Genomic DNA, 22,593 nt, shown 5'->3' on the forward strand with positions numbered 1-22,593 from the left:
TAATGTTTTTGTTGATTATTTATTTAATTTTTTGAGTGTAATTATTCAGCACTTGTTTCTTCAGTGCTTTCTGCAGCAGCTTCAGGAGCTTCAGCAGGAGTTTCTTCTACCGCAGGAGCAGCTTCTTCAGCTTTAGCTTCTACAGTTTCAGATTTGTTTTGAAGAGCAGAAACAACTCTCTGGATTGGAGATTGAAGTAATCCGATGATTTCACCGATCATTTCTTCTCTAGACTTGATATTAGCCAACATATCCAGGTTATTGTCACCCACGTAGAAAGTTTCCTGAACAAAAGCAGATTTTAAAGCCGGCTTTTCTTCTTTCTTTCTGAATCCTTGGATCAGTTTCGCAGGAGCGTTTGCTGTTTCAGCAATCATTAACGCTGAGTTTCCTTTGAAAGATGGGAACATTTCAGAGTAATCTACTCCTTCAATTTGTTCCATTGCTTTTTGTAAAAGTGTATTTTTTACAACTTTCACTTTGATATTTTGCTTGAAAGCCTGTCTTCTGAAATCTGAAGATTTACCAGCGTTCAAACCTTCTAAATCTGCTACATATACTACTTTTGCATCCTGAAGCAAATCTTTGATCTCTTGTATTGCTACAACTTTTTGGTCTTTTGTCATTGTCTTAAGGATTATTATTAGTTAACAGATTTAGTATCAATTGCAATACCCGGGCTCATTGTAGAAGACAAATAAATGCTCTTCACATACGTTCCTTTAGCAGCAGTTGGTTTCATTTTGATCAATGTCTGGATCAATTCCTGAGCATTTTCTTTGATCTTGGCAGCATCAAAAGATACTTTACCAATACCTGCATGGATAATACCATACTTATCTACTTTGAAATCAATTTTACCTGCTTTTACTTCAGTTACTGCTTTACCAATTTCCATTGTTACAGTTCCTGATTTAGGGTTTGGCATTAAACCTCTTGGACCTAATACTCTACCTAACGGACCTAATTTACCCATTACAGCTGGCATAGTAACGATAACGTCAACATCTGTCCAACCTTCTTTGATTTTTTGTAAATATTCGTCAAGACCTACATAGTCAGCACCAGCAGCTTTAGCTTCTGCTTCTTTATCCGGAGTTACAAGAGCTAATACTTTAACATCTTTACCAGTACCGTGAGGAAGAGATACAACACCTCTTACCATTTGGTTTGCTTTTCTTGGGTCTACACCTAATCTTACAGCGATATCTACAGAAGCATCAAACTTTGCAGTGTTCACTTCTTTTACAAGAGCTGAACCTTCTTCAAGGTTATAGATTCTTCCTTTTTCTACTTTGCTTAAAGCTTCCTTTTGCTTTTTAGTTAATTTTGCCATTTCTTTAAGTTTTAAGCGTTAGTTGGTTTTGTTCCTGTTACTCTTAACCCCATAGATCTAGCAGTACCTGCAACCATAGAAAGAGCAGAATCCATTGTAAAACAGTTAAGATCCGCCATTTTATCTTCAGCGATTTTCTTTACTTGTTCCCAAGTTACAGAACCTACTTTGTTTCTGTTTGGTTCACCAGAACCTCCCTTGATCTTAGCTGCATCCATTAACTGGATTGCTGCAGGTGGAGTTTTAATAACGAATTCAAAAGATTTGTCTTCGTATACTGTAATTACTACAGGTAAAACTTGCCCTGGCTTATCTTGGGTTCTTCCGTTAAATTGCTTACAAAACTCCATGATGTTCACACCTGCAGAACCCAATGCTGGACCTACTGGTGGAGAAGGGTTAGCTGCGCCACCTTTCACCTGAAGCTTTACCATTTTAAAGACTTTCTTAGCCATTGTTTGTTTTTTAAATTTGAATAATTAATGAGTTTGGAAGCATTTATTATTCAGTAGGTTATGCACTCACATAACAATAAACCTACTTTTTGGACTGCAAAAGTATAAAATATTTTTGAAATAGCAAACGGAAATTGCTGATTTTTAAAAAGTTTAAAAAATAAATCATAATATACTGCAGTTTATTTTCAACTATTAGCGGAAAAACAAAAACGGTCACTTCATCTGAATGACCGTTTATATTTACATAATAAGAAAACCTGTTAAAAACCTGCCGGCTTGTTAATCGTTCGTGTAGAACCATCGCTTCCACCAAGATCATCACTGATATCGCTAATATTTTGTTTTGTAATCAATCTTTTGTAAGCCATCAGATAAAGGTCAACAGTAAAGTTGTTGTAAGTTCTTGATGGCGGATTGGAATTTGTGGCAATAATTCTGCTGTCTGTAAATCTTGCTTTGATATGCCATGTTCCATTACTTTTGAATGCCGCTACCTCAGGAGATCCCTGTTTGTTGTCATTAATTCCGTTGTCTCCGTAATCCAGCATCACGCTGGTACTGCCGTCATTTAATTTAAATGAATAATTATGAAGCACAACAAGAAAATTATTGGCATCGATCTTAGTATCATAATCTGCGATTCCTGTGCCAGATACACCGGTAAGAGTAAGTTTAAGATAATTAAACAATCCGCTGCTTTCCAAAGCCGGATCATATAATTGCAATGCATTCTCTGAAGTTGCCAAAAAGCTGCCTCCCGTCATAGTAGGTTCTCCCGGATTTCTCAGGTATAAAGAATTTGTATATGTTTTTCCATTAACATCAAGGGTTTCGGTAGGGTTTGCTGTATTCACCCCTACTTTTCCTTTCTGGGCATTCAAAAATATCCCCAGACATATGATTATTGTGATATAAATTTTTCTTTTCATAGTTTTTTTATTGAAGCCCTAGCGGCGTATTGGTTGATACTCCTGAATAAGCTGGTGAAGCAGATACTGAAACGGAACCGTTAAAGGTTCCCCAGTCTTTAACTAATGATTTTTCAAAGACATTCAATGTAAAGGTCCATGTTCCGTTTTGAGCAGAAACCGTACCGGCTCCTTTAAAAGCTAAATTAATGGCATGATAGGTTTTACCACCACTGGTAACCTGCGTAATTTCTGTGGAATAAGAACCATAAGATTTGGGAGTTGTCGTTGTATTCGCTGCTGAAACCGCTTCCGTAAATACAGCACCTGTAATGGCCACAACATATTTACCAGCATCCAATCCTGTATTGAGATTCACAACTTCATCCTGTCTCACATTTTTCAATACAACATTATACATGTTTACAGGGGCTACATTACGGAGCGATATATCCAGCAGCTTCACCTTACCTACCGGTGAAGTATCTTTTGAACGGGTAAGGAGAAGATAATTTCCACTTGCCTTTGTATTTTCAGTATCTATTAAATAGGATTCTATCAAAGTTTCTCCTTCAACATCGAGAGTTCCTTTGGGTGTTGTAGTATTAATTCCTACTTGGGCATTCATGCTTAAGGCAGCAAAACCCGTAAAGAGTATCGCAATAATTTTTTTCATATAATTTATGTTTTATTGAATTAACGGAGCTGCAGCAGCACCCGTTGCTGAAGCATTAAGATTTTGTGTCGTATTGAAATCTTTGGCATATGACCTGTCGAACACCAGCAAGTTCAGTGTCCAAACTCCGGTAGGAAGAGAGTTATCAGGTGCGAATCCCTGATAATCCGCTTTCAGTTTCCATGTTCCTCCTGAAGAATAGGCAAAAATCTGAGGCACGGGCGTAAGCCAGTCGGCAGAATACGTTCTTGTTGGCTGTGTAAAGCCAAATGAAGAGATCACCACCAAAAACTTCTTGGAATTGATCTTTGTGTCAAATTGATTTACCCAATCCTTGTCTGTAGGATCACAGGTGATTTTGAACTGAACAAGATTAATAGGTGCCGGTGAATTAGGTACAAAGGAATCATTGTACGCTGTAATTTTGTTTTCCGGAGCCGGAGATTTGATAATGAAAGTGTAATTCTCGTCCGCTTTCAGTTTTTCCATAGGCTGCTTGAAAACAATTCCTGATGTCTTCATTGTACCGTTCACGGTAAGCTCTTTTTCCGGGGCCGCAGTATTGATACCAACCTGCGCACTCGTGAGCACAGATGCACCCACCAGAATGATCATCGAAATAATTTTTGTCATTGGGTTATGTGTTTATATAAGACTTGTGTTTCTGAATAACTGATCCTGGTTTATATTTTCTGCTTATTAAAAGCATACATTCCATACTGCTGTAACCAGTGTATGAAAATAAGAAAACATAAATTTTGGGATTAGTTAACTGCTTGGTTGCAAGAAGCATGCCATCTAAAGGTGAATTAAAGCTCGAAAAATAACTAATGTACGGAAAAATTAATATTATCACCCTGAAGTGATAATTAAATCAGTGTAAACGACTATATAAAAGCAATCAACAGAATTTTGAATTTGAAAAATACGGAAGACAATCTTGGCAAACTTAAAAGAACTCTAACAACCGGGAAAAAATTGAAAAATCTATTTTCTATATTTATGATAAATTAATTAAAATAATAAAGTTTGTTAATCAAAAAGAGAGACAAACTTCATCGAAAAATACGATGCAAAAAAAGACCGCTTATCAGCAGTCTTTTTATATTTTATAAGAAATGTATTATACTTTTTCTACTTGCATGTAGCTCAGCTCCATTGGAGTTTTTCTACCGAAGATCAATACAGAAACTTCAATTTTCTTTTTGTCTTCAAGAATCTTCTCAACTGTACCATTGAATCCGTTGAAAGGTCCATCGATTACTTTAACGTTTTCACCTACTACGTAAGGAATCTCAACATCGCTTGCAAATTCTGACAGCTCATCCATTCTACCAAGCATTCTGTTTACCTCTGATTTTCTCATTGGAACAGGATCTCCTCCTTTTGTTAAGCTTAAGAAAGAAATAACACCAGGAATATTCTTGATAACGTGAGGAATCTCTCCCATCAGATCAGCTTCAATCATCAGGTAGCCAGGATAGTAAGGTCTCTCTTTAGGAACTTTTTTACCGTTTCTAATCTGGATCACCTTTTCCATAGGAATAACCACCTGAGTAACGTACTGCTCAAACCCTAAACGCTTGATTTCTGTCTCAATATAGTTTTTCACTTTATTTTCCTGTCCGCTGATAGCTTTCAGCACATACCATTTCAATTCGCTCATTATGGAAAATACTTAATTATTAATTGAACAAGTTGATTAGCATTCCTATTATGTTGCTGATTGCTTTTGAAAACAATTCATCAACTCCAAAGGTAAATAAAGCCAGAATAACTGTCGCAATAGTCACTACAATTGTAGAAGACTGAAGGTCAGCCCATTTTGGCCATTCAACTTTATGTCTGAATTCGTTATAAGAACCTTTTAAAAAATCGATAAGTGAACTCATAATTTATATTTGCACGGGCACAAGGATTCGAACCCTGATCAACGGTTTTGGAGACCGGTATCCTACCATTGGACGATGCCCGTAGTTAAAAAAAGCTCCGTAAAGAATGTTCCTTACGGAAGCTTTTTTATATTGTTTTAGTGTGAATTAGTCGATGATTTCAGTTACCTGACCTGCACCTACTGTTCTACCACCTTCTCTGATCGCGAATCTAAGACCCTCGTTAAGAGCGATTGGCTGAAGTAATTCAACAGTGATTGTTAAGTTATCACCAGGCATTACCATTTCTACACCTTCTGGTAAGAAGATCTCACCTGTAACGTCAGTAGTTCTTACGTAGAACTGAGGACGGTACTTGTTGTGGAATGGAGTGTGACGTCCACCTTCTTCTTTAGAAAGGATATAAACCTCAGCTTTGAATTTTTTGTGTGGCTTAACTGAATCTTTCTTAGCGATAACCATACCTCTCTTGATGTCAGTTTTTTCAATACCTCTCAATAATAGACCTACGTTATCACCAGCTTCACCTCTGTCTAGGATTTTTCTGAACATCTCAACTCCTGTAATAGTAGAAGTTAATTTCTCATCACCCATACCTACGATATCAACTGGATCACCAGTGTTGATAACACCAGCCTCGATTCTACCAGTTGCAACAGTACCTCTACCTGTAATAGAGAATACGTCTTCAATTGGCATCAAGAATGGCTTATCCTGATCTCTAACAGGCTGCTCGATCCAAGTATCAACTGCATCCATTAATTCTTCAACAGTCTTAACCCACTTCTCGTCTCCGTTAAGAGCACCAAGAGCAGATCCCTGGATTACTGGAGAGTTATCTCCGTCATATTCGTAAGTAGATAATAAATCTCTAAGTTCAAGTTCAACAAGCTCTAAAAGCTCAGCATCATCCACCATGTCAACTTTGTTCATGAAAACAACGATTCTTGGTACGTTTACCTGACGGCAAAGTAGGATGTGCTCTCTAGTTTGAGGCATTGGTCCATCAGTTGCAGCACATACTAAGATTGCTCCATCCATCTGAGCAGCACCAGTTACCATGTTCTTAACATAGTCGGCGTGACCTGGACAGTCAACGTGTGCATAGTGTCTGTTTTCAGTTTCGTACTCGATGTGAGCTGTATTAATAGTGATACCTCTTTCTTTTTCTTCTGGAGCAGAGTCAATAGCAGAGAAGTCTTTTTTCTCAGCAAGACCTTTGTTAGCTAATACACTACTGATAGCTGCAGTAAGTGTAGTTTTACCATGGTCAACGTGACCAATAGTACCAATGTTCAAGTGTGGTTTGTTACGATTAAACGTTTCCTTTGCCATGATTTAAAATTATTTATTTATTGTTTTTCAAATTTTCGGTGTGCAAATATAATGAATTTTTAAATACCAAAAACTTTTTATTAAAAAAACTTTCAATATTATCATCCAGTGAAGGACAAACCTTATATTTAAACGTATTGAGACTGCAAATTTACACATTTTTCCGAATTGAAAAAAACTTTCTGAAACCTTTTATTAAAAAGCCTGGAATACAGAATATTCCAGGCTCAATTAATATATAAATGAAAGATAAAACTCAGATCTGACTGAGCTTTTTTGTTCTGTTGAAAATCCAAAAAATAATCGGAAAAATAAGCTGTGTAAGCACTGTTGCGGTAATGAGCCCTCCGATAATAACAATCGCCAGGGGTTTTTGAGATTCTGAACCAATTCCTGTAGATAATGCTGCCGGCATAAGACCGATAGAGGCCATGAGCGCCGTCATAATTACAGGCCTGGTTCTGGATTTCACCCCATTTAATATGGCAGTGTCTATATCAAGACCATTTTTAACATTCTGATGGAATTCTGTGATAAGAATCACCCCGTTCTGGATACAAATTCCCAGAAGGGCAATCATCCCCACTCCGGCAGATATTCCAAAATTGATTCCCGTAATATGTAAGGCAATAATTCCGCCTATTAAAGCAAATGATACATTAGCCAATACCAAAAGGGAATCTTTCATATTTCCAAACAGGATAAACAACAGGAAGAAAATCATCAGAATACTTACCGGCACTACCTGAGTCAGACGGTGTGAGGCACGCTGCTGGTTTTCAAACTGCCCGGTCCATCCTACAGAATATCCGTCTGGAAGTTCAATAGTTGCAACTCTCTTCTGAGCATCGGCAATTGTACTTCCCAAGTCCCGGTCACGGATTGAGAATTTAACCCCGATATATCGTTTGATATTATCTCTGTAAATAAATGCGGCGCCGTTATCTTTAACAATGGTGCTTATTTCTTTTAAAGGAATCTTTGCTCCATCCTGAGTAGGAACCATCAAAGCGGCAATATCGTTTTCATTGGTTCTGTATTCCTGTGAATAGCGTAGACGGATCGGAAATTTTCTTTCACCGTCAAACATTTCTGAAGCGGTTTTTCCACCAAAGGCCATCTCGAGTACAGCCTGTGCATCTGCCGGCATTACTCCATACGCCGCCATTTTATCCCTGTCAAGCACAACGCTTACTTCCGGCTGGCCGATATTTTTAATAATTCCCGGATCTTTTACACCTTGTACGTCTTTAATCTTCAATAAAACTTCATGAGCTAATTTATCAAGGGTTTCCAGGTTGTCACCATAGATTTTGATTCCATTTTCAGCTTTAAAACCTGCCACGGCTTCTGCAACGTTATCGGAAATCGGCTGGGAATAGTTGAAAGTAATTCCCTGATAGCTTCTGAGTCTTTTATCTATTTCATTGATCAGTTCATCATAGGTGATCTTTCGTTTCCACTCTTCTCTCGGCTTAAGGTTAACGGCAAACTGTACGAATCCAAAACCGTTGGGATCCGTTCCGTCATTACTTCTTCCCGTCTGCGCGAGAACATCTGTCACTTCTGAGAAACCCATAATGTCCTTCTTTAAAAGATCTGCTGTTTTCAGAGATTCTTTCAGTGAGGAGCTCATCGGCATTTCAGCAGTGATCCACAATGAACCTTCATTCAACTGGGGAAGGAATTCCGTTCCAAGGAATTTACCCGAAAACAACGTGACCGCCAAAAAGGAAATTGCCACGATCATACTCATCTTTTTGTGCTTGAATGTTAAATTAAAGCCTTTCAAAACGATTCTGTCCCAGAAGTTAACAAACGGATTATTTTTTTCTCTTACGTTTTTATTTAAAAGAATATGTGAAAGAACAGGAACCAATGTTAATGTAAATATCAACGCTCCTATTAATGCAAATCCTAATGTAAATGCCAGGGGAGAGAACATTTTTCCTTCCACTTTCTGGAATGAGAAAATAGGAATCAGAGAGGTGATGATAATTAATTTTGAAAAGAAGATTGCTTTTCCTAGTCCGGTTCCGGTCTGCTTGATCCAGCCCCCTTTTGCCAGTTTATTAAACTTTTCGGTTCCATACCGATGTGCTTTATGATCGAGCATTACGAATAGACCTTCCACCATGACGACGGCTCCGTCAATGATAATCCCGAAGTCTACCGCTCCTAATGACAGCAGGTTGGCACTCATTCCTGCCAGTTTTAAACATAAAAAGGCAAATAGTAAGGATAGAGGAATGATGATGGAAACAATAAGGGTTGTTCTCCAGTCAGCCATGAAGATTAAGACAATTACCGTTACCAGTACAATTCCTTCAATAAGGTTATGCATTACGGTATGGGTTGTAAAATCCATCAGATTGTCGCGGTCATAAAAAGTGACCATTTTGACATCTTTCGGAAGTACTTTTTCGTTAAGCTCTTTAATTTTAGCCTTCACTCCTACCAAAACTTCCCTTGGATTTTCTCCTTTTCTCATCACAACGATTCCTTCCACCGTATCGTCATGATGATTCAGTGCTGCCTGCCCTACTCTAGGCATAGAGCTTTCATGAACTTCGGCTACATTTTTTACCAAAACAGGGTTTCCACTGTCATTCTGAATGGTAATATTTCCGATATCCGCCACTGATTTTACGAGACCAATACCTCTTACCACATAAGCCTGACCATTTTTTTCAATAACATCACCTCCTACATTCAGGTTGCTTCTGGTGACTGCATCATATACCTGCAGCGGAGTCAGATTGTATTTATCCAATGCTCTTGGATCAATACTTAATTCAAAAACTTTATCCTGACCTCCGAAGACGTTGATATCAGCAACACCGGGCACTCCTCTTAAAGCACGGTCTATCACCCAGTTTTGCAGGGTGAGTAATGCTCTCGAGTCTTTTGTTTTGCTTTCCAGCGTATATCTGAAAATCTCACCGGTTGGCCCGTAGGGTGGCTGTACTTCGGGATCTACCTCATCAGGAAGGCTAATGGTTCTTAACTGGTTATTGACCTGATTTCTGGCAAAAGTATCGTCCACCCCGTCGTCAAACAGAATTTTAACAATGGAAAGTCCAAACATCGTGGTACTTTTCACACTTGTTTTCTTCTGAACCGGGCTCATCGCCAATTCGATGGGTGTAGTGACAAAACGTTCTACTTCTTCTGCGCTACGCCCATTCCACTGGGTAATGATTACAATCTGGGTATTGGTAACATCCGGAAAAGCTTCAATAGGCATATTTTTGAAACTTATAAAACCGGCGATGGCTAAAATCGCAACCCAGATAAAAGTAAATGCTTTATTTTTTAATGAAAAAGCAATTATATTTTTTATGAATTTATTCATGACAGATAAATTGATGACCTAAAAAAGCCGTTAAAGAAAAATGCAAACATTCTTAGTGGTTTAATAAGACTAGCTGTTCAGTGAACGGTAGATCAGCAGCTGGTTATTGGTAATCACTTCTTCACCTTCTTTCAGACCATCGGCAATGTAGGTGACATCTCCTACTTGCTTTAAGACCTTAACTTCTCTGATTTTCACATCTGTTCTGGATTTAAAGATCACCACAAAGCTTTTATTGTCATCAAAAATCACTGCCTTGGATGGAACTGTCAGTGTTGTATTGCTTTCCAGGCTGGAAACTTTTATAGTGGCTTTACTGTCCGGAATCAAAAGCCCGTTGGCATTGTCCAATACTACCCTTGCCTGCATGGCATTGGTCTGCGGATCAATAATTTTGAATATTTTATCAATTTTTCCGTCAAAAACTTTATTCGGATAAGAAAGTGTAGATACCTGAGCTTTCATTCCAAGGCTGATTTTATCAATATCAGATTCGTTAACGTTCATGATCGCCCATACATTGGTGGTATTGGCAACATCAAAAATATTATCGCTTCTGTCACTTCTGAGCTGCATATCTTTATTGATACTTTTCTGAACAATATAACCACTTATAGGTGCTACTACACTGTATATATTGCCGGTTTTCACATTATAAACCGTACTTACAGCAGCTGCTCTCTGCAATTGATCTTCGGCTTTTTGCAGCTGGCTTTTAGCTTCCAGCACATCTCTTTCTGTATTTAGTTTTCCTTCGTAGAGCTCTTTTGCAACACGAAGGTTATTTTTTGCCACCATCAGATCTGTTTTTGCATCACTTACATCTTTTTGAATTTCCGCAAGCTCAGTACTTCTGATGGTTGCCAGTACCTGTCCTTTCTTCACATAATCTCCCAGCTCTACATTCACACTCATTACATTTCCCCCTACCAGCGGATACACATCTATATAACTGTTTTTGTCTGCTGAGATTTTTCCGTAAAAGCTGTATTGATCTTCTATATTCTTTTTTTCAACTTTTGCTAAGGAGATAGAGCTCAACATCGTGTTGCTAAGCTCAAAGCCTTTTTGGGCGTGGCGACTTTTTTCTTCCTCTTTTTTTGAGCAGGCCGTTAACGAAAGGGTGATCAATATGGGAATAATATATGTTTTCATGATTTTAATAGAAGATTTTCGTTTGTACTAGTTGGTTAAGCTGCTCTGCAGACTGCATGATCTCATTTTTCATATCATAAATCTGAAGGGCTGTTTCTCTGTAGCTGTCTATGAAGTCTGTAAATTCAATCAGATTTATATTTCCTTTTCTGAAATTATTCAGCATACCGTTGTAGACGAGTTCCATATTCTGGAGGTCTGTAGTTTTCACATCCTGAAGCTGGTCATACTGAGCTTTCCAGGTTTTATAGGCGGATTGAACTTTGGTTTCAAGAGTAAGCTTCTGGAAATCGGCATTTTTCTGATTCTGCTGAATAGCATAGTTGGCTTTTACTACATTTCCCTGGTTTGATTTCCACAGAGGGAGCGGGATACCAAAAGTCAGATTGGCTTCATTGTTAAAGGTTCCTCCGGCCTGGTCCCATGAAGCACCTACAGTAACATCCGGTACATTCAAGGATTTTTGCCACTGGGCATACAGCTTACTGTTATCAATGAGTTTAAGATTATACCGGTAATCAGCATTATTTTCAAGCGCTTTACTTTTAAGCTCTTCTTCATCACCGAAAGGTTGCGCTGCCAGGGCTTCTTTAGCTTCGGTTTCAGACATTGTAGGTTCAATTTCTTCCGAAACACCTGTTAAAACTTTTAAGCTCTGCTCAAAATCCAGAATATTTTTGTTGATCTCCAGTTTATCATGATTCAGCTGGATCACAATACTTTGTAATCTGACAGCATCTTTAAGGGAAACGTTTCCTTTTGCAGACTGTACACGATAGGCATTTAAAAGATCATTCATATAGCCTAACTGTCTGTTGGTATTTTCCAGTTTTAGTTTTTCGTAGTAAAGATTGAAATAAGCAGAACGAAGCTGGGATCTTAAATCCACCAGCAGCTGGGAAAACTGAAGCTGGGCAAGTTCTTTATTGGATTTGGCAAAAGCAATTTCGTTTTTCTTTTTCCCACCCATATAGATCAGTTGTGTAATTCCTGCTCCTTTTGAATGACCTACATCAAACATCTTTTTATCCTGAGGGTTATAAGCATTGAATTGTCCGCTTAACTGAGGTAATTCCCAGATTTTAGCCTGCAGAATATCCGCATCAGCCATATTGATGTTGTATTGTTCGGCGAGCAGCTGGAGGTTGTTCTTCTGAAAAGCGGTTTCGCATTCCAAAAGAGACATCTGCTGTTGTGCCGCCATGAGTGAGGAAACGGCGAGGCACAGCACTGCAATTCTGTTCATTATTTTCTTTTTAAATTACAAAATTGCTTTGATGCGATTAAAAGAAACTTAAATGACGCTTAAAAAAATATTAAAATAAGCTCAGACAGGACGTTTTAACGAATGTTTAATGAATAAAAACAATATATTTTTCTCCAACTGTTGAATTTTCAGTTAAAAATTTAACCCTAAGTTTAACAAAAAAGCAACTATTTTGAGATCAGCTACTGTAAAAATTATTTTTTAAAAATTAAAGTGAATGTATTGATATACTCCTCAGGAGAAGAATACGCAATATCCGCATCGTGATATTCCAGGATTCTTTTAACAATTCTAAGGCCCAAGCCCGATCCGGCAATATTCTGAGCATTATTTCCTCTGGTGAACGCTTCGAACAGTTTGGCCTGCTCTTCTTCAGAAATTGTATGCCCGTGGGAAATAACTTCTACGGAAAGATTGTCATTCGTTTCGGTAATCAAAACCTGTACTTCTGTATTGTCAGAATATACAGCTGCATTTTTAAACAAATTGATAAAAACAATCACTAATAATGACTGTATTCCTTTTATTGTCAGAAAAGCATTTTCGGAGTTATCCTCATTAATCAGAAAGTCCAGTTTAAGCTGTGGATAACTCTTTTCTACTCCTTCGAAAGCTTCAAAAATGACTTCATCAATTCTTACCTCCTCATAAATACTCTGAATATTTTCTTTATCAAACTTTGTCAACAGCAACAGAGAATTTGTAAGATCCGATAATTGATAAACATCCCGCTGAATCTGCTTTAGAGAAGTCAGAGTTTCGGGAGAGTGCGCTTCAAATTTAATCAGGTTCTCCAACTGAAAAGCCATTCTGGTAATGGGCGTTCTGATCTCATGCGAAGCACTTGCCGTAAAGTCTTTTTGCGACTGAAACACATCATCCAGCCTCCCAATCATTGTATTAAAAGATTTTGCAAGAACACTGACTTCATCATTGGACTGCTGAACAGGAATCTGTGTAGTAAGTTTATGAGCTGTAACTTCAGAAATTTCTTTGTTCAGATCTTCCAGCGGACGGAGGAACTTTTCAACAAAATAATAGCTGAAGAAACCTATCAGCATAGTGCTCATCACATAAGCTGTAATCAAAAGATATTTAAGATATCCCAACTTCGATTTCCCATTGGTATCAAAAGCACTGGTAAGAATATAATAGTTCTCTCCATTGATTGTTCTAAGCGCAGCATAGATCTCCGGAACTGTCTTTTCTGTATAGATGATCTTCTTTCTATCCAACTCTTTAAGCATGGCGCTGTCCCAGGTAACATTACGGTCTTTAATCGTGCTGTAGATCAGTTCTTTCTTTTCGTTGAAAATTAAAATCTTTTCATTTAAAAGAATGTTGTCTGAATTTTCATTGAAGAAAACCGGAGCTTCTTCTTCAAAGTCTTTAGATTTTGAAATGAAATGGGAAGTAAATTCAAGCCTTTGCCTGAACCGTTCTTTAAATTCATCCCTTCTGAAGTCGTTAAAAGATAAATAAATAACCGCCATCACCATTCCAAAAAGCAATGAAAAGGCGATACTGATCGTTAAGGCTATCTTTCTTTTTAAAGACATTTATAATGGACTTAAGTAATATCCGAAACCTGAGCGGGTATGGATCAGTTTTACTTTGAAATCTTTATCAATTTTTTTCCTCAGGAAATTGATATAAACTTCCACAGTGTTGGTATTTGTATTAAAATTATGCTCCCATACATGTTCTGTGATCTGCTGTTTGGAAACCGTTCTTCCCTGCGCTTCCGCAAGATAAACCAGCAGCTGGAATTCTTTTAGCGTAAGGGTTATTTCATTTCCTCCACGATAAACCTTCTGCTCTGTCTTATTAATGATAAGATCATCAATTCTGAGAATATCCTGATCCGAATTATCAGACGGTGCTTTTCTTCTCAACAAGGAGTTCATTCTTAAAAGAAGCTCTTCAAACTGAAAAGGCTTTACCAAATAATCATCTGCGAGTCTGGTAAAGGCATCTTTTTTATCAGAGATATCTCCATAGGCAGAAATGATAATGATGGGTGTATTTTTATCAAAAGAACGAATCGTCTGACAGACATCAAGGCCATTTATTTTTGGAACATTAATATCCAGCAAATACAGATCATAAGTATTATTTTTTATCTGGCGGAGAAAAGTTTCCCCATCATAAATCTTATCACAGCTAAAATTATTCGATTCTAAAAATCTGCAAAGTTCCGCAGACAGAATGAGATCATCTTCTAATAAAAGAATATTCATCAAAATTTTATTTTACACGAATTTAACGAAAATTTTTATGATTGTGATTCTAAAGGTGAAGTAAAAGTTTTTTAAACACGATGAGGACACAAATATTGAGGTTATCAATCCGGAAACGATTTTGTAAATATTTCATCCGTCCTGTGAGACGAATTACAACTTTTCAGGTGCGTAATCTTCTAAAGATGAAACAAAAATAAAACAATAACGGAAGATTACACAAGAAAGAATATTAAAGCTTCTCCCTTTAGTAAGGAATGAGGTAACGAAAATTATTGAGGAATGTGATAAAGCTTTAACAGGGAAAACAAATCCAGTTATGTAATCCTATAATATTTCACCAAAAATGTCGGCTTTGACACCTTTAAAAAAAAATGAAATGTATATTACTGATCCTGGAACACTTCCGGGGATTTTATTTTGTATCTGAGTTGATGGAAACAGCTTGATAATCTCATTTTAGTAGGAAACATTGAAAAATAACATTTTATTTTAAGGCAATATTCATTTATAATAATAACAAAAAAAACGCACTATTTAGTATATTTTAAATAAAAAACCACTTATTACCTATCGGGTTCATTATATTTTCAACAATCTATTTACACATTCGAAATTTTCATATACATTTGAAATGCAAAATTTATTAAAAATAAACATTATGACAAAAGACAATCTTTCTCAAGAAGAAAAAGAATTACAAAAAGTTGAACTTTTACATGAGTTCCAAATGGAAGAATTGGAGCAAAGGTTTGAAATGACTGCTGCTGTTGATGCAAGTGTAGATGACCCTGAGCCCGGTTCAGTAACTATTGTAACTTGGACTATCTTCTAATTAAAAGCCTCTTTTAGAGGCTTTTAAATTAATAGCCTATTTCTAAGTAAATTTAGCCCTAACAATGTATAATAAATTGTCAATGAAACAAACAACATTCTTTATCGCATTTCTTATGTCTTTATACACTTCTGCCCAAATGAGAATAAAGATTTTGGATGAAGAAACGAAAACTCCAATTAAAAATGCCAAAACCTCAATCAATCAAGAAATTCTTTACACTAATGAAGATGGTATAGTAAGGCTTCCTTTGAGAGATAGGAGTTCCGAGGTTTCGATAGAAGTACCTTTTTATGATAAAAAAATTGTTAAAAATATTACAGAAGAAAATCAGGAAATTTCCCTAAAGCCTACCTATAACAAAATTGAAGATGTTATTCTTACAAAATTTGACTTTAATGCTCTAGTGAAGAACTTATATGAAAACTATAGTAAATTTTACAATACAAAGTCTCATTTGTACAATGCACAATATAAAGATAAATTATTCATTAACAATAAAATTAACAGCTTGTTGATTGCCGATATTGATCTTTTCACAACAAGAAATGCTGTTGGGATGACACTTATGGGGAATGTAGATGAATATTTACAGATCGCATTAGATAAAGTGAAATATTATAAAGTGGATAATTCTGAAATCAATTTCAAAAAGTTCACTAACCGTCGCTCTATTTCTTGGTTTAACGGAAGAATGTTTTTAAACGGAGAATTAGCAATTTTGCAATTCGGTTTAAACAAAATTCCAGTTAAAACAAAAATTGTTTATCAAGACGATATAATGAAAAAGTTTTCTTTTGAAACAGAAACTCTTGCAAGGAGAGGAACTACATTCAGAGGGAATTTCGTTTTAGATAAAGAAACCGGTGCGGTCACTTATATGGAAGTAGAACAGACTTATAGCAAGTCTGAAAGGGAGTATAAATCAGACAATGGAAAAATATACATAAATACAAAATCTGTTATTACTATCTATGATTTTTATAAGAAAAATGAAAAGTATATGCCTTCTAAGCTTACATTAATACAGAAAGGTATTATAACTAATAATAAAAAGTCTGAAAACTTTAGTAGGATGCGTGAAATAGTATTTACTAATGCTAGAGAATTACCACAAACTAACTTACAAAACAAAATAGATGTTTCTAAAAAAGACATTATCAGTTACATACCTGATAATGAAATAAAAAACACTAAAGATTTATTATCAAAACAAGAACAAGAATTTATTGATGAGCCTTAAACACCAATCTCCCGACTTTTATAATCATTACGCATCCCAATTTCGCGACCACTATAAAGAAGTATCTAATAAAACTATTCTAGAACTAGATGCAGCAGGCTTTGCTATTTATCAATCTACCTTACGACTAGATATGATTATTGATGATAAAAATACAACAGAACTTTTCTCAGCCCTAACTTTACAAGAAGATGCTATAAAAACTCTTGCTTATATTTATGATCGTGACTGTGTGTTTTGGGATCTATGGAAAACAAGAAAAACAGAATTTCGGGAAGCCATATTTTTAGAAAGAAAACTTTGGGAAAGCCCGAGTATAGAAAAATATAATGAAGTAGCTGATAAAAAATCAGCCTTTGGAAAAGTAGCCATTGATTCTCTTTATACTCTTTCAGAAAATAAAAACGAGAAAACTTATAACTTACTACTTGAATCTCATAAATATTTTTCAATAGGCTTTCAGCTATATGATGATATTGCTGATTTTGAAGATGATTTTAATAAAAAACAATTCAATAGAGCCGTTTATGAATTGTCAAAATTGGTAGATTTCACAAAATATAATAATGACATCAATATTTTAAAAAAATTACTTTATATAGAGGGTGTAGGAGTTGACATTTTAAATGAATCTATTTTCTATTTAGATAAAGCTAAAAAGACTATTGAAGGATTATCTGAAAAAAGTTTATGGTGTGATACTATTGATGGTTTTAAACATACTATTAATGGATATAGAAATGCTACACAAAGTTATATAAAAACCATAGAGGAAAGAGCAAAAATCAAAAAAAACTTTATAAAGGATAATGAATTTTTTGACTTTGAAAAATTAAATAGTAAGGTCTTTTCCAAAGGATTAAATTTTATCAAATCTGGTTTTCTTCAGAATTATGCAGACTTAAAACATATTATGTATTTAGGAAGCATTGAAGGTTTTGAAAATGATACGGATATACATTCTTCCGATACTTTTCAAAGGGCTTTGCTGAATGATTGTTTATTTGATATTACTCAATCTTTCCCTATTAATGCTAAAGATTTCTTTCAAAAAGAAAACCAATATTTAGTTGAAAGACAAAATAATGATAGTATAGGAGCTTGGTCTTATTTTCCTACTGTTCAGGAAATAGCTGCAGATATTGATGATTTGGGACAAATTATACAACAGTTTATCAGAACTGGTAATACAGAATTAATAAATAAGTATTGTATCAAAGCCATTGAAACAGCCATACTTGATAGAACTACAGCCAATGGGGGAATAGAAACTTGGATTATTCCAAAAGAAAACCTTACAGAAAAACAAGTAAAACAGGATTTATTTAATTCTACCAAATGGGGCAAAGGTCCGGATGTTGAAGTAGTGGCTAACTTTATATACGCTTTAACATTATTTGATGCTGAAAAATACAAATCCACGATCAACAATGCTATAAACTATATTATTTCAGAACAAAAAGAACTGGGATATTGGGAGAGCAGATGGTATTATGGTAGATTTTACGGCACTTATGTTTGTTTAAGATTGCTTAATAAATTCCCCAACCAATATGAATCAGAAAAACAAAAAGTAAAACAATTTTTAATTGATGCACAAAATGAAGATGGAAGTTTTGATGAGCAGCAATATAAAAATTTATCAACCTCATTTGCTGTTTTCTGCATAAATCTATTTCAGTTTTCCGAATTAGAAGGTATAAAAAATAATGCACAGAAGTACTTACTTGATAACCAACTAAATGACGGAGGTTGGATTGCTGAAAACTTTATAAAACCAAAAGCATTTGAACCTTATAAAAGTAAGATTCTTACCACAGCTTATGTTTTAAAGGCTTTATTATGATCGATGAAAATCACATATATACAATCTCATCAGACATTGAGTTCTCAAAATTCAATGAAAATGAATATTTACTACATAATTTACAACTCAATAAATACACAAAACTTAATGAAAAATATTATGATCTTTTAAGTTTGGTTGATGGTAACAAAACCTTATCAGAAATACAAAGAGAATTCCAAGAACTCAATAAAATACCTTTATCACAAGATCAGATTGAATCTCTTTTTGGTCAATTAAATAAGTATGGTGTTTTTGGTCACAGCGATTCAATAAAAGAAAATATCAAGATTCCTAATTATATAAAATTTGGATTTATTTTTCTAAAATCTGAACTCGTTTCCAAAATAGTCCCTTTTTTGAGCTTTTTATTTAAAAAATCTGTTTATATACCTCTATTTATTTTAAGTGTTATTGTATTTTCTTTTAATCTTTACATAAATTACCATGATTATAGAGAATTAAATATTGGGAAAATATTTCCATATTTTATGATGTTGGCTTTCTCTTCAATAATTTTTCACGAATTGGGTCACGCCACAGCTTCACATCATTTTAAAGCTAAACATGGCGGAATTGGCTTCGGTTTTTTTATTTATTTCATACCTGTATTCTTTGCAGATGTTACAGATATTTGGAGATTGAACAGATGGAAACGAATAATTGTAAATAGTGCCGGAGTTTATTTTGAAATTATTTTTTGTCTTACATTGTCTATTATAGGGTTTTTCACAAAAAATCAAACTATTGAAATTTTAGCGTTGGTAATTGCAGGAAAGGCACTCTATAATCTATTACCATTTTTAAGAGCAGATGGATATTGGATATTGTCTGATTTGCTAAATAAGCCCAATCTCAATTTTCACTCAATAAATAATTTGAAATTAACAGTTACCTCTTTTTTTAAAAGGAAAAAACAAAATTTAGATATAAAAGATTATTTTATTGCATTTTACGGGCTGTTTAATATCATGCTCATTGGAGCATTTTTTTATTATCAGATAATATTAAACAGAGATTCAATTATTCGTTTTCCTTTAACAGTTCTGAATATTATTACTTCTGCCTATCATGGAGGATTTACAATGAGTTTTAACGAATTAGTTAAATCTTTATCCGTTTTAATATTTTATATTTTATCTATAAAAATATTATTTGGGTTTGGCAAGAAATTATTAAAATCATTTTTTTGATCTTTCAATATAAATAAAAGTGGTTTTCTCTAATATAAAATTTACAGCAGATAAATTATTTGATTTGATATATTGGGGTATTAGAGGTTCTATTACTATTGAAAAATCAACAAACTCTCTGATTCTTTCTTTTGGAATTCCTCTTTGCGTAAAATATTCGTCTCCATTATGTTCAGTTATCCAATTGATATTTCTTTGCTTATCTTCATATTTATACATAGTTTTCATTTTTCGAGCTGTTCCACTGGTTAACTTATAAATGGCATCAATATTTAAAGTAGCTATTGCTAAAGGTAGACTTTTTGGAACTTTCTCCCTTTGAATTCCTTTAGGTTGTGGCAATCCTATTTCCTTTTGAAGAATATCTTTAGAATGGTCAACTTTTAATCTATTGGTATCTTTCCCTAGATTTCCGGTAGGCTTTACGGCCACTTTTACCTCTTCTATTTCTGTAGGCACTCGAACAAGCTGAATAGATAATGGAGTAAAAAAATCACTATTTTGAACAACTTTTGACCCTCTTTCAAAATTTTCTTTTATAAATCGTATTTCGTCATTTACATCGGCTTCAATACTAAAATTCCCATCATTATTAGTAAGTGTTTTATTACCAGTTTTCACATTGACAACTGTTACATTTTGTAATACAAAGTCACTCTCTGACAAAACATTTCCAGAGAGTGTATTTTGAGCATAAATGAAAGTGCTAAAGAAAAAAAAAATTAAATACTTCATATAGAGCTATTATATAGCATAACGTTTGCCAAAAAGAAACATTTTGAACCTCTGAAAAAATTCAAAGGCTTTTTCTATCTGTAATTTTAAAGTAAAGAATAATTTCTATAATGGATAATATCAATTACGAAGCATTACACAGATTTATTGATGATAAAGAACCTCTAAATTGTCTAATGAAAAGCTAATATTTACTAAATAAGACAAAAGCACTTACAAGTGTTTGTAAAATAAATTATACCTACATTTGTAAAAATTTCCACTCGTTGCTATTGGATTTTTTGAAATCTTAAATGCAGACTCCTAAATCTGGGCTTTCATTTTATTTAATTGAAATTTTCTTTAAATACTCCTTATTCCTGTCAGACTTTCCAATAGTATATTCTTTTGTCGTTTGCGGGGATAAATGACTTGCCATACCTTGAGCTAAATTAATCGGAATGATTGGAGCATTCTGTGAGTTCTGAGGCTGGTCAGGTTTTATCAGGGAATAAATGTTTCCAGAATAAAAATTTTCAGTAACTTATATTAGCTGCTTAGAAATTGGATCTATTATTTTATCCGAATTTTCACATTCGTTCTCCAACATTTTTCAATCTGGCTTGGAGCAATCTGAGCTGATCCTGGGTGTAAACCTTTTGAAAACATAATCCATCGTCTGATTTACACTCAAGTAAAATTTGGCACCAATATGAAACCGCTACAGAAATAATTATCTTCGTTTCCCATTCAAATTTCTTCTTTTCTTTATTAAAACTTTATACTCTTGATTTCCGATATCAATCTGAAGTCTAAATAATGCCGTAGTACAGGCTCCTGAATAATGGAAGATATTTGCATATCTATAAGACTCAGTAAAATTATTATGTAGATGCTGTAAAACAATTACTTTTTTCCGATCTGTGAAGAGTTCTCTAATTGCCGGAGCTTCTGATCTCTTAGAAAGTGATCCAAATCCACACAGCCATATTCTAATAGTTCATTAAACAATGTCTTCAGGCAACTTCTTATGGAATATTGAATTTGCCGTGTAAATTGATTCCAAGATATTTTTAATATGTCAAATCTTAGTATCAATGATTCTCAATTCGCCATATCTATAAAACTGGCCTGATAAAACCGGGACAAAAAAATCCCGAAGAAAATTCGGGAAAATTGAGAGCCAACTACGGGACTTGAACCCGTGACCTCTTCCTTACCAAGGAAGCACTCTACCGCTGAGCTAAGTCGGCATCAACTAAAAAAATCACACTAAATGAGCGTGATTTTTCGTTGAGCGGAAGACGGGGGTCGAACCCGCGACATTCAGCTTGGAAGGCTGACGCTCTACCAACTGAGCTACTTCCGCAATTTTGTTTCCAAAATTATTGGTAAACGCTGTGCAAAACTAAAAAAACTTATTTAATTTTGCAAGTTTTTTATAATATAAAATGTGGGGAGAGCAGGATTCGAACCTACGAAGCCGAAGCAACTGAGTTACAGTCAGTCCCATTTAGCCACTCTGGAATCTCCCCAGATATTTTATATTAAAATGAGCCTCCAGAGGGATTCGAACCCACGACCCCGAGATTACAAATCACGTGCTCTGGCCAACTGAGCTATGGAGGCATTTTAATAAAAGACTGAAATGGATCGAGAAACTCTACTCTACAGATTTCAGTGTTAAAAAAAATCACTTTTATAGTGTGATTTTTTGAGCGGAAGACGGGGGTCGAACCCGCGACATTCAGCTTGGAAGGCTGACGCTCTACCAACTGAGCTACTTCCGCAATTTTGTTTCCAAAACTATTGGTAAACGCTGTGCAAAACTAAGAAAACTAATTTAATCCTGCAAGTTTTTTTATAAAAATATAAAGTGGGGAGAGCAGGATTCGAACCTACGAAGCCGAAGCAACTGAGTTACAGTCAGTCCCATTTAGCCACTCTGGAATCTCCCCAAAAAGTTTATATTTTATGAGCCTCCAGAGGGATTCGAACCCACGACCCCGAGATTACAAATCACGTGCTCTGGCCAACTGAGCTATGGAGGCAAATATAAAAAAGAATTCAAAAGATCGTTGTTCCTTTTTTGCGAGTGCAAATATAGAACGGATTTTTTGAATTCTCAAATATTTTATAA

19 protein-coding genes and 8 tRNA genes are annotated in these 22,593 nt (G+C 35.1%); 4 read left to right on the forward strand and 23 right to left on the reverse strand.

What is annotated here, in order from left to right:
* Positions 1–41 precede the first annotated feature (41 nt).
* The 15 genes from rplJ to ACP3T3_RS11795 all read right to left on the reverse strand — a co-directional run bounded on the left by rplJ (position 42) and on the right by ACP3T3_RS11795 (position 14,622).
* Positions 42–626, reverse strand: coding sequence for a 50S ribosomal protein L10 (rplJ, locus tag ACP3T3_RS11725; protein WP_426476059.1), 585 nt, complete (start codon positions 624–626; stop codon positions 42–44).
* A gap of 17 nt (positions 627–643) precedes the next feature.
* On the reverse strand, positions 644–1,336 hold the full coding sequence (rplA, locus tag ACP3T3_RS11730; RefSeq protein ID WP_185247202.1) for a 50S ribosomal protein L1: 693 nt from the start codon (positions 1,334–1,336) through the stop codon (positions 644–646).
* An 11-nt stretch (positions 1,337–1,347) separates the two neighbouring features.
* Positions 1,348–1,791, reverse strand: a complete 444-nt coding sequence (rplK, locus tag ACP3T3_RS11735; protein ID WP_047435399.1) for a 50S ribosomal protein L11 — start codon at positions 1,789–1,791, stop codon at positions 1,348–1,350.
* Between the two features lie 263 nt (positions 1,792–2,054).
* Positions 2,055–2,723, reverse strand: a complete 669-nt coding sequence (locus tag ACP3T3_RS11740; protein ID WP_426476060.1) for a hypothetical protein — start codon at positions 2,721–2,723, stop codon at positions 2,055–2,057.
* A 7-nt stretch (positions 2,724–2,730) separates the two neighbouring features.
* On the reverse strand, positions 2,731–3,378 hold the full coding sequence (locus ACP3T3_RS11745; protein WP_426476061.1) for a hypothetical protein: 648 nt from the start codon (positions 3,376–3,378) through the stop codon (positions 2,731–2,733).
* A gap of 12 nt (positions 3,379–3,390) precedes the next feature.
* The gene (locus ACP3T3_RS11750) at positions 3,391–4,011 is read right to left on the reverse strand and encodes a hypothetical protein (RefSeq protein ID WP_426476062.1); all 621 of its coding nucleotides are present in this window, start codon (positions 4,009–4,011) and stop codon (positions 3,391–3,393) included.
* 490 nt (positions 4,012–4,501) lie between these two features.
* A complete protein-coding gene (gene nusG / locus ACP3T3_RS11755) occupies positions 4,502–5,044 on the reverse strand; it encodes a transcription termination/antitermination protein NusG (protein WP_002976412.1) in 543 nt (180 codons plus the stop codon).
* Positions 5,045–5,063: 19 nt separating this feature from the next.
* Positions 5,064–5,270 carry a preprotein translocase subunit SecE gene (gene secE, locus ACP3T3_RS11760; protein WP_300224503.1) on the reverse strand — a complete coding sequence of 69 codons (207 nt, stop codon included), beginning with the start codon at positions 5,268–5,270 and terminating at the stop codon, positions 5,064–5,066.
* Positions 5,271–5,282: 12 nt separating this feature from the next.
* Positions 5,283–5,353 (reverse strand) — tRNA-Trp (locus tag ACP3T3_RS11765).
* A gap of 64 nt (positions 5,354–5,417) precedes the next feature.
* The gene (gene tuf / locus ACP3T3_RS11770; protein ID WP_034693176.1) at positions 5,418–6,605 is read right to left on the reverse strand and encodes an elongation factor Tu; all 1,188 of its coding nucleotides are present in this window, start codon (positions 6,603–6,605) and stop codon (positions 5,418–5,420) included.
* Positions 6,606–6,861: 256 nt separating this feature from the next.
* Positions 6,862–9,960: an efflux RND transporter permease subunit gene (locus tag ACP3T3_RS11775; RefSeq protein ID WP_426476063.1), complete on the reverse strand. Its 3,099-nt coding sequence runs from the start codon at positions 9,958–9,960 to the stop codon at positions 6,862–6,864.
* Positions 9,961–10,029: 69 nt separating this feature from the next.
* The gene (locus tag ACP3T3_RS11780) at positions 10,030–11,115 is read right to left on the reverse strand and encodes an efflux RND transporter periplasmic adaptor subunit (RefSeq protein ID WP_426476064.1); all 1,086 of its coding nucleotides are present in this window, start codon (positions 11,113–11,115) and stop codon (positions 10,030–10,032) included.
* Between the two features lie 4 nt (positions 11,116–11,119).
* Positions 11,120–12,361, reverse strand: a complete 1,242-nt coding sequence (locus ACP3T3_RS11785; protein WP_426476065.1) for a TolC family protein — start codon at positions 12,359–12,361, stop codon at positions 11,120–11,122.
* A 215-nt stretch (positions 12,362–12,576) separates the two neighbouring features.
* The gene (locus ACP3T3_RS11790; RefSeq protein ID WP_426476066.1) at positions 12,577–13,941 is read right to left on the reverse strand and encodes an ATP-binding protein; all 1,365 of its coding nucleotides are present in this window, start codon (positions 13,939–13,941) and stop codon (positions 12,577–12,579) included.
* Positions 13,942–14,622, reverse strand: a complete 681-nt coding sequence (locus ACP3T3_RS11795) for a response regulator transcription factor (protein ID WP_426476067.1) — start codon at positions 14,620–14,622, stop codon at positions 13,942–13,944.
* A gap of 661 nt (positions 14,623–15,283) precedes the next feature.
* Between ACP3T3_RS11795 and ACP3T3_RS11800 the strand changes: the two genes are divergently transcribed.
* The 4 genes from ACP3T3_RS11800 (at position 15,284) to ACP3T3_RS11815 (ending at position 19,739) form a co-directional block, all read left to right on the forward strand.
* Entirely contained in the window at positions 15,284–15,457 is a 174-nt protein-coding gene (locus tag ACP3T3_RS11800; protein ID WP_426476068.1) for a hypothetical protein, read from the forward strand.
* 82 nt (positions 15,458–15,539) lie between these two features.
* On the forward strand, positions 15,540–16,700 hold the full coding sequence (locus tag ACP3T3_RS11805) for a hypothetical protein (protein ID WP_426476069.1): 1,161 nt from the start codon (positions 15,540–15,542) through the stop codon (positions 16,698–16,700).
* Positions 16,690–18,546, forward strand: a complete 1,857-nt coding sequence (locus tag ACP3T3_RS11810; protein ID WP_426476070.1) for a prenyltransferase/squalene oxidase repeat-containing protein — start codon at positions 16,690–16,692, stop codon at positions 18,544–18,546. The genes ACP3T3_RS11805 and ACP3T3_RS11810 overlap by 11 nt, the downstream gene beginning before the upstream one ends.
* A complete protein-coding gene (locus tag ACP3T3_RS11815) occupies positions 18,543–19,739 on the forward strand; it encodes a hypothetical protein (RefSeq protein WP_426476071.1) in 1,197 nt (398 codons plus the stop codon). The genes ACP3T3_RS11810 and ACP3T3_RS11815 overlap by 4 nt, the downstream gene beginning before the upstream one ends.
* On the opposite strand, the gene ACP3T3_RS11820 is transcribed toward ACP3T3_RS11815, so the two are convergent.
* The 8 genes from ACP3T3_RS11820 to ACP3T3_RS11855 all read right to left on the reverse strand — a co-directional run bounded on the left by ACP3T3_RS11820 (position 19,728) and on the right by ACP3T3_RS11855 (position 22,504).
* Positions 19,728–20,474 (reverse strand): hypothetical protein, encoded by a 747-nt coding sequence (locus tag ACP3T3_RS11820; RefSeq protein ID WP_426476072.1) that lies wholly within the window; start codon positions 20,472–20,474, stop codon positions 19,728–19,730. The two genes, ACP3T3_RS11815 and ACP3T3_RS11820, sit on opposite strands and share 12 nt — an antisense overlap.
* A 1,160-nt stretch (positions 20,475–21,634) precedes the next feature.
* Positions 21,635–21,706 (reverse strand) — tRNA-Thr (locus tag ACP3T3_RS11825).
* 43 nt (positions 21,707–21,749) lie between these two features.
* Positions 21,750–21,822, reverse strand: a tRNA-Gly gene (locus ACP3T3_RS11830).
* Positions 21,823–21,907: 85 nt separating this feature from the next.
* Positions 21,908–21,988: transfer RNA gene (locus ACP3T3_RS11835), tRNA-Tyr, on the reverse strand.
* A 20-nt stretch (positions 21,989–22,008) separates the two neighbouring features.
* A tRNA-Thr gene (locus ACP3T3_RS11840) sits at positions 22,009–22,082 on the reverse strand.
* Positions 22,083–22,170: 88 nt separating this feature from the next.
* Positions 22,171–22,243: transfer RNA gene (locus ACP3T3_RS11845), tRNA-Gly, on the reverse strand.
* A gap of 87 nt (positions 22,244–22,330) precedes the next feature.
* Positions 22,331–22,411: transfer RNA gene (locus ACP3T3_RS11850), tRNA-Tyr, on the reverse strand.
* A 19-nt stretch (positions 22,412–22,430) separates the two neighbouring features.
* A tRNA-Thr gene (locus ACP3T3_RS11855) sits at positions 22,431–22,504 on the reverse strand.
* Positions 22,505–22,593: the final 89 nt, after the last annotated feature.

This window comes from Chryseobacterium sp. CBSDS_008 (assembly GCF_049959325.1).
Classification (GTDB): Bacteria; Bacteroidota; Bacteroidia; order Flavobacteriales; family Weeksellaceae; genus Chryseobacterium.